The 14,316-nt window shown below is 67.7% G+C and carries 12 protein-coding genes; 9 read left to right on the top strand and 3 right to left on the bottom strand.

Annotated features, from left to right (window positions below; all coding sequences use genetic code 11):
- Positions 1 to 4: 4 nt before the first annotated feature.
- The 3 genes from EYS21_RS12505 to EYS21_RS12495 all read left to right on the top strand — a co-directional run bounded on the left by EYS21_RS12505 (position 5) and on the right by EYS21_RS12495 (position 4,782).
- On the top strand, positions 5 to 1,597 hold the full coding sequence (locus EYS21_RS12505) for an iron ABC transporter permease (protein ID WP_207307753.1): 1,593 nt from the start codon (positions 5 to 7) through the stop codon (positions 1,595 to 1,597).
- The gene (locus EYS21_RS12500; protein WP_207307752.1) at positions 1,594 to 2,751 is read left to right on the top strand and encodes an ABC transporter ATP-binding protein; all 1,158 of its coding nucleotides are present in this window, start codon (positions 1,594 to 1,596) and stop codon (positions 2,749 to 2,751) included. Before EYS21_RS12505 ends, EYS21_RS12500 begins: the two co-directional genes overlap by 4 nt.
- Positions 2,752 to 2,856: 105 nt before the next feature.
- Positions 2,857 to 4,782, top strand: a complete 1,926-nt coding sequence (locus EYS21_RS12495; RefSeq protein WP_131133523.1) for a glycogen debranching N-terminal domain-containing protein — start codon at positions 2,857 to 2,859, stop codon at positions 4,780 to 4,782.
- Positions 4,783 to 4,806: 24 nt separating this feature from the next.
- Here EYS21_RS12495 and EYS21_RS12490 read toward each other — a convergent pair whose 3' ends face one another.
- Positions 4,807 to 6,828, bottom strand: coding sequence for a glycoside hydrolase family 32 protein (locus EYS21_RS12490; protein WP_131133522.1), 2,022 nt, complete (start codon positions 6,826 to 6,828; stop codon positions 4,807 to 4,809).
- Between the two features lie 152 nt (positions 6,829 to 6,980).
- Positions 6,981 to 7,583 carry a YdeI/OmpD-associated family protein gene (locus EYS21_RS12485; RefSeq protein WP_131133521.1) on the bottom strand — a complete coding sequence of 201 codons (603 nt, stop codon included), beginning with the start codon at positions 7,581 to 7,583 and terminating at the stop codon, positions 6,981 to 6,983.
- 87 nt (positions 7,584 to 7,670) lie between these two features.
- On the opposite strand from EYS21_RS12485, the gene EYS21_RS12480 reads away from it, so the two are divergent.
- The 6 genes from EYS21_RS12480 to EYS21_RS12455 all read left to right on the top strand — a co-directional run bounded on the left by EYS21_RS12480 (position 7,671) and on the right by EYS21_RS12455 (position 13,362).
- Positions 7,671 to 8,420, top strand: a complete 750-nt coding sequence (locus tag EYS21_RS12480) for a VOC family protein (RefSeq protein WP_131133520.1) — start codon at positions 7,671 to 7,673, stop codon at positions 8,418 to 8,420.
- A gap of 106 nt (positions 8,421 to 8,526) precedes the next feature.
- Positions 8,527 to 9,066 carry an NUDIX hydrolase family protein gene (locus EYS21_RS12475; RefSeq protein ID WP_131133519.1) on the top strand — a complete coding sequence of 180 codons (540 nt, stop codon included), beginning with the start codon at positions 8,527 to 8,529 and terminating at the stop codon, positions 9,064 to 9,066.
- A gap of 86 nt (positions 9,067 to 9,152) precedes the next feature.
- A complete protein-coding gene (locus EYS21_RS12470; protein ID WP_131133518.1) occupies positions 9,153 to 10,124 on the top strand; it encodes a DUF6707 family protein in 972 nt (323 codons plus the stop codon).
- 70 nt (positions 10,125 to 10,194) lie between these two features.
- Positions 10,195 to 10,920 carry an SRPBCC domain-containing protein gene (locus EYS21_RS12465; RefSeq protein ID WP_131133517.1) on the top strand — a complete coding sequence of 242 codons (726 nt, stop codon included), beginning with the start codon at positions 10,195 to 10,197 and terminating at the stop codon, positions 10,918 to 10,920.
- 33 nt (positions 10,921 to 10,953) lie between these two features.
- On the top strand, positions 10,954 to 12,267 hold the full coding sequence (tgt, locus tag EYS21_RS12460) for a tRNA guanosine(34) transglycosylase Tgt (protein ID WP_131133516.1): 1,314 nt from the start codon (positions 10,954 to 10,956) through the stop codon (positions 12,265 to 12,267).
- A 153-nt stretch (positions 12,268 to 12,420) separates the two neighbouring features.
- Positions 12,421 to 13,362 carry a type IV toxin-antitoxin system AbiEi family antitoxin domain-containing protein gene (locus EYS21_RS12455; RefSeq protein ID WP_131133515.1) on the top strand — a complete coding sequence of 314 codons (942 nt, stop codon included), beginning with the start codon at positions 12,421 to 12,423 and terminating at the stop codon, positions 13,360 to 13,362.
- Positions 13,363 to 13,445: 83 nt separating this feature from the next.
- On the opposite strand, the gene EYS21_RS12450 is transcribed toward EYS21_RS12455, so the two are convergent.
- Positions 13,446 to 14,162, bottom strand: coding sequence for a queuosine precursor transporter (locus EYS21_RS12450; RefSeq protein ID WP_131133514.1), 717 nt, complete (start codon positions 14,160 to 14,162; stop codon positions 13,446 to 13,448).
- Between the last annotated feature and the right edge of the window lie 154 nt (positions 14,163 to 14,316).

The raw sequence follows: 14,316 nt of genomic DNA, 5'->3' as shown, positions 1-14,316 counted from the left end.
TTCTGTGACATCTGATCTATCGGCTCCTCCTTCAAGGAAGAGCACGACGACGGCGGGCCGGGGCAACAGCCCCCGCCCGCCTTTCGGCGTTTCCGCGGTGTCCATCCTCGCGGTGCTGATCGCGCTGTTTTCGCTCGTCCCACTGGGGTACGTCATCTACATGACGGCGGCAACCGGGTGGGACACCGCCGTCGGCCTGATCTTCCGGCCCCGGGTGGGCGAACTGCTGCTCAACACGGTGCTGCTGACGCTGGTGACGGTGCCCCTCTGCCTCGTCCTGGGGGTGGGCGGTGCCTGGCTGGTGGAACGCACCAAACTGCACGGGCACAAGATCTGGGCCGTCCTGCTGGCCGCGCCCCTGGCCATCCCGGCCTTTGTGAACAGCTACGCCTGGGTGTCCGCCATTCCGTCACTCGAGGGGCTGGGCTCCGGCGTGCTGATCGCCACACTGTCCTACTTCCCGCTGGTCTACATCCCTGCCGCGGCCACGCTCAGCCGGCTGGACCCGGCCATCGAACAGTCCGCCGCCGCGCTGGGGCTCGGTGCCTGGCGGGTGTTCTTCCGGGTGGTCCTCCCCCAGCTCAGGATCGCCATGTCCGGCGGCGCGCTGCTGGTATCTCTCCACCTCCTGGCCGAATACGGCGCCTTCGCCATGATCCGCTTTGACACTTTCACCACCGCGATCATGGTCCAGTACCAGTCCACCTTCAACGGCACGGCGGGGAACATGCTCGCCAGCGTCCTGGTGTTCTTCTGCCTGGTCCTGCTGGTTATGGAGGTGCGGAGCCGCGGCACCGCCCGCTACGCCCGGATCGGCTCCGGAGCCCAGGCCAGGGCCCTGCGCCTGCCGCTGCACGCGTACCAGGTCCCGGCGCAGCTGTCCCTGCTGGCACTGACGGCCCTGGCCTTCGGGCTGCCGGTGTTCTTTGTCCTGCGCTGGATCACCGCCGGAGGAACCGCAATCTGGGCGGCCGACGAATTCCTGCCGGCCCTCCTGACCACCCTCGGGTACGGCCTGGCCGGCGCGTTGGCCACCACCGCCGTCGCGTTCCCCATGGCCTACCTGGCCGTGCGGCACCCCGGGTGGTTCAGCAAGGCCCTGGAGCTCTCCAATTACGTCACCAGTTCCCTTCCGGGGATCGTGGTGGGGCTGGCGTTCGTCACCGTCAGCATCCGGGTGGTCCCGGGCATCTACCAGACGAGCGGGGTGCTGGTGGCCGCTTACGTCCTGCTGTTCCTGCCGCGGGCGCTGGTGAACCTGCGCGCCGGCCTGGCCCAGGCCCCGAAGGAGCTGGACGAAGCCGCGCAGGCCCTGGGCAAACCGCCGCTCCTGTCCTTCGTCAGGGTGACGCTGCGGCTCACGGCACCGGCCGCGGCGGGCGGCGCGGCCCTGGTGTTCCTGGCCATCGCCAACGAGCTGACCGCCACGCTGCTGCTCTCCCCCAACGGCACGCGGACGCTCGCCACCGAATTCTGGAGCAAAAGCAGCGAGATCGACTACGCGGGCGCGGCACCCTACGCCCTGCTGATGATCCTGCTCTCCGCCCCCATGACCTACCTCCTCTTCCAGCAGTCCAAGAAAGTGGCCGGACAGTGACCGAACAATCCCCTTCCCGGCTCCCGGAACCGCGGATCGCGGCGTCGGTGGCGCCCACCACCAACAGCCACCTGCAGATCACGGACGTCACCAAGAATTTCGCCTCCCAGGCCGTCCTCAAGGGCGTGAACCTGTCCGTTGCCAAGGGCGGAACCACCGCGATCGTGGGTCCGTCCGGATCCGGCAAGACCACCCTGCTGCGGCTCATCGCCGGCTTTGAGCACCCCGCGACGGGCAGCATCTCGCTGAACGGGGCAAAGGTGGCGGGCGACGGCGTCTGGCTGCCCGCGCATAAACGCCAGGTGGGGTACGTGGCCCAGGACGGCGCCCTCTTCCCCCACCTGACGGTAGGCCAGAACGTTGCGTTCGGCCTGGACGCAGGAAAGCTCGACGGCGGGCGCCGCGCGGTGGCGGGCCGGATCAGCGAACTGCTGGAAATGGTCTCCCTGGATCCGGCCATGGCCAAGCGGCGGCCGCACCAGCTCTCCGGCGGCCAGCAGCAGCGGGTTGCCCTGGCCCGCGCCCTGGCCCGCGAACCTGAGCTGATGCTGCTGGACGAGCCCTTCTCCGCCCTTGACGCAGGCCTGCGCGTGGCCACCCGGCGGGCGGTGGCCAAGGTTCTCAACCAGGCAGGCGTCACCACCATCCTGGTAACCCACGACCAGGCCGAAGCCCTGTCCTTCGCTGACCAGGTCGCCGTGATGCGCGGCGGCAAGCTGGCCCAGATCGGCAACCCTTTTGTGGTCTACACCCGTCCGGCGGACCGGGCCACCGCCGAGTTCCTGGGCGACGCCGTCATCCTGGATGCCTGGCTGGAAGGCTCCCTGGCCACGTGTTCCCTGGGCGGCATCCCTGTCCGCAGGCCGCCGGCCCAGGGACGTGTCCAGCTGATGCTGCGGCCCGAACAGATCCGCATCGCCGAGGACGGCCCCATCCGCGGCGTGGTGGTGGATACCGACTACTTCGGCCCCGAGACCACCGTGCGCCTCAAGCTGGCCGTTCCTCCCGAACTGGCGTCCGGTGCCGACCACCGCTACCCCGGTGGCGGCGAGGTCATCACCATCCGCCACTGGAACGCATCCATTGCGCGGCCGGGCATGGAGCTCTGCCTGCGCGTGGTCGGCGAGGCCGTGGCCTTCCCGCTGGACGACTGAAAGTCCACCGGGGAGCCGCGTGCCGCCCGGCCGCCGGGTTTCCGCCCGGCGACTGGCCCGGACGGGTCCGCAGCGCGGGAGTCGGCCGGGCGTAAGGTGGGGCGCATGAGTGTTCAGCCCGGCCTCCACCGCCAGCACTGCACCGTCGCCGCACCCACGCAGCTCTGGCTGGACGCCAACGGCCGGCTGGCCCAGGACGGTGGCTTCAGCGGCCTCCTCCACGGCGACACCCGCATGCTGTGCCAGGCCACCGTGACCGTCAACGGTTTCAGTCCCGAGGAAGTCACGGTGGAATCCGCTCCCGGCGGCGTCCTCCGCGTCCGGGGACTCATCCGCGGCATCGAAGGGCACACGGCCGATCCCGCCGTCGAGGTCCTCCAGACCTGGACCGTAACCCCGGGCGTGGTCCGCCATTCGCTGAAGGTGGGCACCTCGCTGGACTCACTGGACCTGGAACTGGCCGTGGACCTGGCCGCCGATTTCACCGACATGGCGGCGATCCGCCTCAGCCGGTTCGCGAAGCCGCAGCGCCCGGAGCCGGCCGACGACCACTCCCTGCGCTGGCACAACGACGGCCGCACCCTCTCCGTTTCCGCGCCGGGGAGGAACGGCGGAGCGTCCGCCTCGGCGGCCGGCGCTGCGGCCGGGACTTCGGGCGATGCGCGCGGTGACGTCACGCGCCTCGTGTGGCACGGCACCGCCGGCCGGGGACGGCCCTTCGACGCCGAGTGGCAGGCCGTGCTGGACGAGACGGAGAGCGCTGTGGTGGCCGCCGCGCCGTCGTCCCTGGCCGTTCCCGCCATGGCCCTCCCGGCGGGGCCCCTGCGAACGCTACTGAAGAACTCGCTCGACGAGCTGGACGGCCTGCGCATGGCAACGCGGCGGCTGCCCGATGCGCCCTTCATGGCGGCCGGCGCCCCCTGGTATTTCACGCTCTTTGGCCGGGATTCCCTGTGGGCGGCGCGGTTCCTGCTGCCCCTGGATGCCGGCCTGGCCACCGGGACGCTGCGTACGCTTGCGGAGTTCCAGGGCTCGGCCACAGTGCCGGACTCGGCGGAGGAGCCCGGCAAGATCCTGCATGAACTGCGGGCCAAGGAACTGGTCCTCGAAAGCGAAGGCCTGCGCCTGCCCCCGGTCTACTACGGTGCCGTTGACTCGACCTCGCTGTGGCTGTGCCTGCTGGGCGAGCTGTGGCGCACGGGGAAGGCGGACGACGCCGTCCGCGCCCTACTGCCCGCCGCGCAGCGGGCAGCACAATGCCTGCTCGCCTCCGCCGGCCCGGCAGACGGCGACGGGCTCCTCAGATACCAGGATGTCAGCGGTCACGGCCTGAGCAACCAGGGCTGGAAAGATTCCGGCGACGCCATGCAGTTCCGGGACGGACGGCTGGCGGCGGGCCCGATCGCCCTCGCCGAAGTGCAGGGGTACGCACACCAGGCGGCCACCTCGATGGCCGAGCTGCTGGACGCGCTGGGCGAACCGGGGGCCGGTGAGTTGCGGGACTTTGCCGCTGCCCTGGCGCAGCGGTTCCGTGAGCACTTTTGGGTGGAGGACGCCCAGGGCCCCTACCCGGCGATGGCCCTCGACGGCCGGGGCACGCCTTTGGACATCCCCGGCTCCAACATGGGCCACCTGCTGGGTACCGGCATCCTCGGCCCGACCGAAGCCCGCCATGTTGCCGCCCGGCTGCTCAGCCCCGAGCTGTTTTCCGGGTTTGGCCTGCACACCCTCTCGCACCGGGCGGCCGGTTTCTGGCCTTTCAGCTACCACTGCGGTTCGGTCTGGAGCCATGACACGGCCATTGCCGTCCGCGGCCTGCTGGCCGAAGGCTTCACGTCCGAAGCCAAGGCCCTCGCCGACGGCCTGCTGGCAGCGTCGGCTGCTTTCGGGTACCGCCTGCCGGAGCTTTTTGCCGGCGTCACCGCCACCGAGTCGAGTCTGGCCGTGCCCTACCCGGCATCCTGCCACCCCCAGGCGTGGTCCTCGGCGTCGGCCGTGGTCCTGGCGCAGGCGCTGGGCGGGCTGCGCTGACGGGTGGCCGCTACCCGGTGGCGGCTATCTGGTGGCGGCCAGCGGCGTGACCGTCGCTGCGGTCAGTGAAACGGTGCCGCCCACCCCAGCCAGCCTGGCGCCGGCCGGGCCCTCCTGCGGGAACACGAGTGACGTCAGGGTCCGCTGCCCGCCATTGACGAAAACCTCCACGGAGGACCGGTCAACATAAATGGTCAGCTTCACTTTTCCGTCGACGGCGGGACTCGCCACCGAGCGGACCTGGCGGTAGGCGTCGTCCACCTTTTCCTGCGTCTTGCCGGCGGCCCGCGCATTGTTGGGAGCGGCCTCGGCGCGTGCCGACCGTTTCGCGCCCTCGCCCGTGGACGCCGCATCCCCGTCCCGGACCACAAACGCGGTTCCGTTCCGGAAGTCGTAGCCCACGCTGGCGTACGTCCCTTCGCCGTTTTGCAGCTGGACCCGCGCCTCGGCGTCGGCTCCGCTGTTCTCAAGTTCGACGTCGATTTTAAAGGCCCCGGTCTCCGGAACCGGAAGCGGTGCGCCGGCGCCGTCGTCCAGTTCCTGCGCGGGCACTTGCTCGGGCGGTCCCTCCAGGGACCCGAGGGCCGGCGTCGGGACCGAAACCAGGGTGGGCCGGCCGCCGTCGGACTGCAGCCGGATGTCCCGCACCACCGAATCGGCGCCGTACCAGCCTTCGGTTGGCAGCTGGCGGGCATACGCCCAGTTGTTCATCCAGCCGATGGCATGCCGGGATGCTTTGCGCTGCCCGTCCGTGAGCCGCGGATCGTCCCAGGTCACGGCCGCGTAGAAGTCCGCGCCGGCGTCGAGCCACTGATGCTGTTCATTTGACGTTGTGAAGGCCTTGCCGTCCCAGGATCCGGTCCAATAGGCCGTTCCCGTGGTCCGGTCTTCCGCGGCACCGTTGGCGCCGGCGGCCAGCACCCAGGTGCGTTTGGCGGGATCGCCGTCTACGTCCAGCTGGAAGAAATCCGGGCATTCCAGGATGCCCAGCCCGTCCCGTTCAAAGCTGGAGGCGTACGTCCAGGCCTTGAGGTCGGTGGACGTGTAGAAACCGATTTTGTGGCCCTCCGCGAGCAGCATGACCCACTGGTTGTGGTCCTCGTCGCGGAGGATACGGGGATCCCGCCAGTGCTCCTCCCCCGGGTTGTCCATGACGGGGTTCTGTTCGTAGCTGGTGAACGTGTGGCCCTGATCCGTGGAATAGAACATTGACTGGCGCTGGACACCGGCGTCCTGCTGGGTGAGGACGGCGATTACGGCGCCCTTGCCGAAGCCCGCGGTCCCTTCGGTGTCGACGACGGCGGTGCCGGTTTCGATGTCGCCCAGGCCGTTCCGGAACTTCCCGATGGCCACGCCCTCATCCTTCCAATGGACGAGGTCTGTGCTGGTGGCGTGGAACCACTCGGTGCCGTTCCCTTCGGGGTAATCGGCGTTGTAGAGGTAGTAATAGTGCCAGGCGCCGTCGAGGAAAAACGGCCGCTGCGGATCGTTCATCCAACGCTGCTCGGGGGTCAGGTGGTAGGCGGGCCGATAGCCGGGGTCCTCAGCGGGCGCCGCCAGCCGGGCGGCATCCGGTTCGGGCCATTCCCGCGGCACGCCCAGGTCTGCCAGCAGTGAGTCACGGGCTTCGGCGCTGATGCAGTCCGGCAGCCGGACCTTCGCGGGGTCCTGTTCGATGGCGTCGCGTGCCTCGCTGCTGCGGAGGAAGACCTGCCCGTCCACCCGTGTCCCGGCCAGCCAGCCGGCGCCGCACTCGATGACGCGGACGTCGTCGGCGCCCTCGGCGCGGAGCGTCCCGGCCCGCTGTTCGAGGGTCCGGTCGTTGCCCTTGAGCCACAGGGACGCGTAGGTGCCGTGGTTCCCGCGGGCGGTGTCCTGGGCTGCTGAGACCTCGTCCAGTACGCCGTGGGCAGTGGCCGCGGATCCGGTCCTGGTGTTGGAGACCACCAGGACGGAAACCACCAGGGCGAGGACAGCCACGGCGGCGGCGAGCACCCACGGAAGCGGGCGGCGCAGGCTGAGGCGGGGGCTGATTTTCGGGAACATGCGGACCATGTTGAGCCAATCGGTCGGTAAACGCACAAGTGCCGTCCCCCATGTCGGGAGACGGCACCAGCGCTACGGAACCATCAATTCTACAGGCTTCTGCGGGGCCGCCCTAAAACGGCGGCGGGATCCGAACCATCAGCCTGCTGCAGTCACGGAGTGTCTGCAGGGCGTTTTTTCTGCGGATACGGCGTCTCGCCGCGGGCCAGCATGTCCACAAAACCGGCAATCCGCTTGCTCCGGGTTTCCGGCCGTTTGGCCGAATTTGTCCGGTAGATCAGGGCGAAGCGGTTCACGGAGGTGAGGACGTCGAACATGGCCTGGGCCGCTGGAACGGCGGCGATGGCAGCGGTCAGGTCCGCCGGCATTTCAGCTGTGGCCGGCCCGGCGTACGCGGCTTCCCAGCGGCCGTCCGCCTTGGCACTGCCGACGGCGGCCCGGCCGGCGTCGGTCATCCTCCCGGCGTCCTCCAGCCGCGCAATCCGCGCCACGTTCCGTTCAGACCAGGGGCTTTTGGGACCGCGGCGGGTCATGCGCTGGAAGGAGCTTTCGGCGTCGCGTTTCCTGGCCTGGCCGTCGATCCAGCCGAAACAAAGCGCCTCAAGAAGGGCTGCCTCGTAGTCCAGTTCGGTGACGCCGCCGCCTTTCTTATGCAGCACCAGCCACACGCCCGGGCTGTCGGTGTGGTTCGCTTCCAGCCAGGTCCGCCACGCGGCAGCGTCCGGCACCAGCAGTTCCTCCAGTTCAATGGCCATGGACCCATTCTGCCCCCGGTGCCACCCGAAGCAAGTCATGGCATGATGGCCGTATCTGCGCCGTTTCCTTCCGTCCAGGAGAATCACATGCTGCGTTCGCGCCCTGTCCATTTCACGTCCCGGCTGGACTCCTGGGAGCGGCTGCTCACCGGACTGGGACTGGCCAAGACCGCGGATCACGGCTCCTGGCGCGAGTTTGATGCCGGTTCGGGGCGGCTGGCGCTGCACGAGGCAGCGCCGGGCTCCGCGGAGGACGGGACCACCGTTTTCGGCGTGGAGGTGGGCGACCTGGCGGAGTTTGCCCGGCGCACCAACCTGGCCGGCGAGGAATCGGGCACCGTTCCGGCCGAACTCGTCCAGGCGGACCACGGCGAGTCGTGCCGGATCACCGGCCGCGACGGTTTCAGCTTCCTCGCCGATCCCGCCGCCCGGGCTGCCGACGGCACCTGGGCGACCTCGCCCGACGCGGACCCGGGACTCGCCGTCGTCGAGGTCTGGTTCACCGAGGATCCGGGATCCGCGGCCCAGACGCTGCGCGATATCGGCGCCCGCTTCCGCCCTTTCCCGGATGACGACGAAACGGCCGACTTCGCGGCCAAGAACGGCGGAGTGCTGATGGTGCGACCCGCCGAGGGAGCGCCGCGGGCCGGCCTGGGCTTTGAGTACGACGGCGACCTCGCCGCCTTACACGGCCGCCTCACCGAGGCGGGGCTTCAGGTCCGGCTGACGGAGGAGGCGTTCGGGCGGACGCTGCACGTGGCCAGCCCGGATGCTGGACCGGACGCGGAGGGCGGAGCGTCCTCAGCGCCTGCCACCATCTGGGTCTCGAAGCGCTGAATCGAGGGGGTGAGGTTTCGGCGTTTCGGACGACGCTTTACGCCGAGAGCTCACTCCCCGCCGGTCCTCGCCGGTCCACGGCGCTCCGATGGGGTAGAACTTAACCATGAACGTTCGCACACCTGACCCCAATCCCGGCTGGCTCTCCGAAGAGGACCTCTTTGAGGCCCGCGGGAGGCTCCCCATGGTTTACGTGGAGGCAGTTCCGGTCAGGCTGGATCCTTTGGGATTCGTGAACGAAGTGGGCACCCTGCTGCAGGCCGACGAAGACGGCACCATGATCCGCTCGCTGGTCTCGGGCCGCGTGATCTACCGCGAAACCATCCGCGCGGCACTCCTGCGCCACATGGAGAAGGACCTCGGCCCGCTGGCCTTCCCGCAGCTGCCCATCAGCCCCGTGCCCTTCACCGTGGCCGAATACTTCCCTGCCCCGTCCCAGACCGGTTTCACCGACGACCGCCAACACGCCGTGTCGCTGGCCTACGTCATCCCGGTGACCGGTGAATGCGAGCCCCGCCAGGACGCCCTGGAACTGACCTGGATGACCCCCGAGGAAGTGCTCAGCCCGGGTGTCCAGCTCGAATTCAGCGGGGGTCGCGGCGCCCTGATCCGCCAGGCACTCGCGTTCGCCGGCGTGGGCTTCTGACCCTCTCGGATATCCCGGCGTCCCCAACTTCCGGCGCCCGCCTTTGTAGACTGTAGGGCGGACCGCAAGAGAACTTAAGGACTCCCATGACCGAAACCCCAGCCGCCCGGCACTACAGCGAACAGCAGGCTGGATCCCTGACCACCGGTGATGAACTCCTGCTGCCCGACGGCGAGCGCACCGCCGAAATCCAGCATGTGGAGGTCGAGTCCGACGATTTCGGCACCCCCGCGATCGTCCTCGCCAGCCTCTCCGGCGGCGGCACCGTGCGCATCGCCGCCGGCTCGTCGGTCAAGGTGCTGGACACCGCGCCCGACGCCGTCGCCCAGCTTCCCGTCGCCGGGAAGGCCGCAGAAGCGGCGGAGGCAGCCGCGGAGGCTCCCGCCGTCGTCGTACCTCCCCTGCCCGCCATCCCGCCGGCGGTGAGCGGCCCGTCAGAGGAGGAGCTCGCGCTGATTCCCGCGCCGAAGGGAACGCCGGAGGCCGTGGTGGAAGCCGCTGCCGAATCGCACCCGGACTCCGAGGGCGTGATGCTGCTGGCCGACAGGCTGGCCAAGGGAATCAACGTCAAATCCGGCAGCTGCCTGAAGGACCTCAGCGACCTCGCCCACGAGCTGTTCATCACCCTCAAGGACCCCGAAGGCTCGCTGGCCGTGGCCGACCTGCTCAACGTCCTGCCGTACGACGGCAACCCCGGCCGGTGGGGATCGGTGGAGGCGTCGCTGGCGCTGTCCAGCTACATCTGCCGGCAGGAGGGCCAGGTGGACCGCGCGGAGGTGTACGAGAAGCTGCTGCGCACGCCGGAGAGCCAGGAGACGGATCCTTTCAAGGCCCGGATGAACGCCAAGGTCCGCCAGCGTTCACTCAATGAGCCCAACCTCTACGACAAAGAGATTTTCCGCTCGATCGATAACTCCAACCACGAGGCCGAGCGCGAATGGCGGCTGCTGCGGCTCGAATCCCTGCTGTTCTTGCGGGCACACGGGGGCTCGGAGACCATCGGCGCGGGCGAGCTGCAGCGCCGGATCAGCAACGAGCTCGAGGCCGTCCGCGCCTGAGGCTGCCCTTCCTGGGGACGGGGGAAAATTCCCCCTACCCGGCCGTGCCCGTCAGTTGTACATTCGGGCTATGACGAACAATCTGAGCGTGGTAATCAATGCCGACGCGCCGCAGGTCTGGACCATGCTGCGCGAACCGTCCAAGGTAGCCCAGTGGCACGGCTGGGACACCGATGAGCTGGCCGACGAGATCGACAAAATCTATTTTGGCGACAACGTTGCCGAGGCCCCGGACCACACCAGCCTGACCACCGATGGCGGGGACATCTTCGATCTGAAACCCGTGCCAACGGGGACCCTGGTCAGCGTGACGCGTGCGGCGATGGACCACAATTCCGAGTGGGCCGCCTGGGATGAGGACATCACCCAGGGCTGGCTGACCTTCCTGCAGCAGCTCCGGTTCGCGTTGGAGCGGCACCCGCACGGCAAACGGCATACGTCGTCCTTCCAGGTACCCGGGAAGCATGGCTCCGCCATCGAGAAGCTCGGCCTCTCCAACGTGCCCAAACCCGGCGAGACCTACGAGCTGACGCTCGGCACCGGTGAGGAAATCGCCGGGAGGGTCTGGTTCCGCAGCAACCACCAGGTGGGGCTCACGGTCCACGGCTACGCCGAACACGGCGACGGGCTGCTGATTGTGGCCGACCAGCCCGTCAGCGAGGAGATCAGGCCCGACGGCGGATCGCTGGTGATCATCTCCACGTACGATCTGGGTGCGTCCAAGCTTGAGTCCGTCCGGGCGCTGTGGGACGGCTGGCGGGCTGAGAACTACCCCACATCAGAGGCGCTGAACTGAAGCATCCGGGCTGACAGCTGGCACACTGGTACCGTGCCAGCCAACCCCGCCTCCGCCCTGCCTTTGTCTGCGCCCGCCACCGGTACGCCCGCCGAGCAGTCGCAGTTCGGCTTCACGGTTGGCACCCGCCTCGCCGACAGCTGCCCGCCGTCGGCCGCGCAGGTCCTGGACAACGGCGGCGAATTCCTCGGCCGGACCGGCACCATCACCACCCCGCACGGCGAGATCCGGACGCCGGCCTTCATCGCCGTCGGAACCAAAGCCACCGTGAAGTCCGTGCTGCCCGAATCCATGGCGGACCTCGGTGCGCAGGCGCTCCTGGCCAACGCTTACCACCTGTACCTGCAGCCGGGCGCCGACATCCTGGACGAAGCCGGCGGGCTGGGGGCTTTTATGAACTGGTCCGGGCCCACGTTCACGGACTCAGGCGGGTTCCAGGTGATGAGCCTGGGCTCGGGGTTCAAGAAGGTCATCGACATGAAATCGGTGGACACCTCCGGGCCGGACGACGCCGTCGCCCCCGGCAAGGAGCGGCTGGCCCACATCGACGACGACGGTGTCTGGTTCAAATCTCACCTGAATGGGGACCGGCACCGGTTCTCCCCCGAAATTTCGATGCAGGTCCAGCACCAGATCGGCTCGGACATCATGTTCGCCTTCGACGAGCTGACCACGCTGCAGAACTCCCGCGGCTACCAGGAGGAGTCGCTGGAGCGGACCAGGCTCTGGGCCCTGCGGTGCCTGGACGAGCATTTCCGGCTCACCGCTTCCCGGGTTGGCAAGCCGTACCAGGCCCTGTTCGGCGTGATCCAGGGTGCGCAGTATGAAGACCTGCGCCGGAAGGCCTGCCGGGACCTGGGAGCCATGGATTTCGACGGCTACGGCATCGGCGGGGCGCTGGAGAAGGAGAACCTCGGGACCATCGTGCGCTGGTGCAACGAGGAGCTGCCGGAGGACAAGCCGCGGCACCTGCTGGGCATCTCGGAACCGGACGATATCTTCACTGCCATTGAGAACGGCGCGGATACCTTCGACTGCGTCTCCCCCACCCGGGTGGCCCGCAACTCCGCGTTCTACACCCCCACCGGCCGGTACAACCTCTCCGGTGCCAAGTACAAGCGCGACTTCGGGCCGCTGCAGGACGGCTGTGACTGCTATGCCTGCGCCAACTACTCGCGGGCGTACATCCACCACCTGTTCAAGGCCAAGGAGATGCTCTCGGCCACGCTGATCTCCATCCACAACGAACGCTTTGTGGTGAAGATGGTGGACGACGCCAGGCTTGCCATCGAGTCCGGCAGGTTCTTCGAGTTCAAGGCCGAGACCCTGGCGCAGTACTACTCCTGACCCGCCGGACCGCGTCCTTCGCGCCGTTTCGACGGTTCCCTGCGCACTCGATGTTTGGAACCCTCTAGTGCGCAGGGAACCGTCGAAACGGGATTGTCCACATAGCTACACCTCTGTCTTGTCGCGGCGACGCACCTCGCAAAGGCTGAACCTATGTCAAATGCATCGCGCCGCGGTCTTCCGGTTGGAGTGGACCTGTGGCGAACCGAGGAGCTTCTGGAAGCCGGCCTGAATTCCCGCGCCATAGCCGCTTCGGTACGCTCCGGAGCCTTGGTCCGGCTCAGACGCGGCTGCTACATCCGAGGCACTATCTGGGCGAGGCAAAAGCCATGGGTGCGCAGCCGGCAACTGATCGCCGCCCATGCCCATGGAACGCTGACGACGTCGGCCGGTGGCTTTGTCTACAGCCACACCTCGGGTGCCCGGCTCCATGGCCTGTTCCTCTGGGACGTGGACGATCTGGTTCACGTCACACAGCAGACCTGTCCATCGCGGATATCCCACGGCAAGGACGTCGTGGCTCACACCCGCGTTTTGGATGCTGGGGACGTCACTTTCGTGGACGGCCTACCCTGCACTTCGCTGGAGCGGACGGTGGTGGATTGCTGCCTGATGCTGAGCTACAGGCAGTCCTTGGTTTTGATGGACCATGCCCTGCGGAGGGGTGCGGATGTGGAGAAACTCCGGAAGATGTGCTCTGCCTTGACTGGAAGAAACGGAGTCGTGGCGCTTCGCCGGGCCATCGAAGACAGCGATTCCCGATCTGAATCTCCCGGCGAAACGCTCTCCCGCGAACTGCTCCACCGGCTCTGCATCGAGTCCCCTGAGCTCCAAGTGGTCATCTGGTCCGTAGAAGGCCAGCACCGGCTCGACTTCGCTTGGCGGGACAAGAAAGTGGCCCTGGAATTCGACGGCAGGGTGAAGTACTTCGACTTCCAGCCTACTGATGAGGCCATCTTCGCCGAACGGCAGCGCGAAAAGGCGTTGATGGCCCTTGGCTGGACATTCATCCGGGTCGAGTGGAAACACCTTTTCCGCGAGCAGGAGTTCAAGATGACCGTCCTCCAGGCACTGAAGAAGCAATCGGCCGCGTAGAGGTGGGCTCCATTTAGAGGGTTCCCTGCCCACTCGACGACATCGAACATCGTGTGCGCAGGGAACCGTCGAAACGGCGTCCGCTATACGACGCCGTAGCTCGGCTCGCGCTTCTTGATCCAGCCGATCACCAGGGACGTCACCGGCACAAACAGGAACTCCACGAGCGTCTTGTACACAAAGCCCACCACCACGTAGTTCAGGAACGTGCCGAAGTCCGTGATGCCGATGACGGACGCAGCTATGCTGCAGAAGATCAGCGTGTCCACGAATTCGCCGGCACCTGAGGACCCCATCAGCCGCGCCCACAGGGACTTCTCCCCGGAACGGGCCTTCATCTTCACCAGGATCCAGGAGTTGATGGTCTGGCCGGCCAGGAACGCCAGCAGGGAGGCGAGGACGATCTGCGGAACCGGGCCCAGCGCGCCTTCCAGTGCTGCCTGCTTGGATGTGCCGAACTCGTCGTCGAAGCCGGGCAGCGCGATGATCACCCAGTAACAGATTGAGGCGAAGACAGACAGCGCGAAGGTGGTGAAAATGGCCTTGCGCGCCACTTTGAACCCGTAGACCTCGCTGATGACGTCGCCCAGGATGTACGCCAGCGGGAAGAGGAAGAAGCCGCCGTCGGTGATGATGGGGCCGATCGCCACGCCCTTGGATGCGCCGATGTTGGAGAGGATCAGCACCACGGCCATAAACGCGAGCATGATGCCGAAGTAGGGCGAACCGATGGAGGCGAATTTCGGCGCCGTTCCGGCATGGGTCAGGGGCAGGGAATCAGGGCCTGAGGGGGAAGGCATGGGAGTGTCCGTTCGTAGTGGTTCGCTCGGCCTTCCGCTGCCTGAAGGGCACTTTCGCGGGACGCCGGCTGTATTAGCACTGTCACCGCAAATTCTCCCACGTGTTGTGGACCTGACCGCTGCCCGGTGGGTTCCGCTGTTCAGGAACACAAAG

The sequence above is a fragment of the Arthrobacter sp. S39 genome (genome assembly GCF_004320525.1).
In the GTDB taxonomy this organism is placed as follows: Bacteria; Actinomycetota; Actinomycetes; order Actinomycetales; family Micrococcaceae; genus Arthrobacter.
This window is presented reverse-complemented; position numbering and strand designations above follow the sequence as displayed.

Bases quoted from the DNA above. Each gene is read 5' to 3' on its own strand.
- EYS21_RS12495 (WP_131133523.1), top strand. From the start codon at position 2,857: ATGAGTGTTCAGCCCGGCCTCCACCGCCAGCACTGCACCGTCGCCGCA.
- EYS21_RS12490 (WP_131133522.1), bottom strand. From the start codon at position 6,828: ATGTTCCCGAAAATCAGCCCCCGCCTCAGCCTGCGCCGCCCGCTTCCG.
- EYS21_RS12485 (WP_131133521.1), bottom strand. From the start codon at position 7,583: ATGGCCATTGAACTGGAGGAACTGCTGGTGCCGGACGCTGCCGCGTGG.
- EYS21_RS12480 (WP_131133520.1), top strand. From the start codon at position 7,671: ATGCTGCGTTCGCGCCCTGTCCATTTCACGTCCCGGCTGGACTCCTGG.
- EYS21_RS12475 (WP_131133519.1), top strand. From the start codon at position 8,527: ATGAACGTTCGCACACCTGACCCCAATCCCGGCTGGCTCTCCGAAGAG.
- EYS21_RS12470 (WP_131133518.1), top strand. From the start codon at position 9,153: ATGACCGAAACCCCAGCCGCCCGGCACTACAGCGAACAGCAGGCTGGA.
- EYS21_RS12465 (WP_131133517.1), top strand. From the start codon at position 10,195: ATGACGAACAATCTGAGCGTGGTAATCAATGCCGACGCGCCGCAGGTC.
- EYS21_RS12455 (WP_131133515.1), top strand. From the start codon at position 12,421: ATGTCAAATGCATCGCGCCGCGGTCTTCCGGTTGGAGTGGACCTGTGG.
- EYS21_RS12450 (WP_131133514.1), bottom strand. From the start codon at position 14,162: ATGCCTTCCCCCTCAGGCCCTGATTCCCTGCCCCTGACCCATGCCGGA.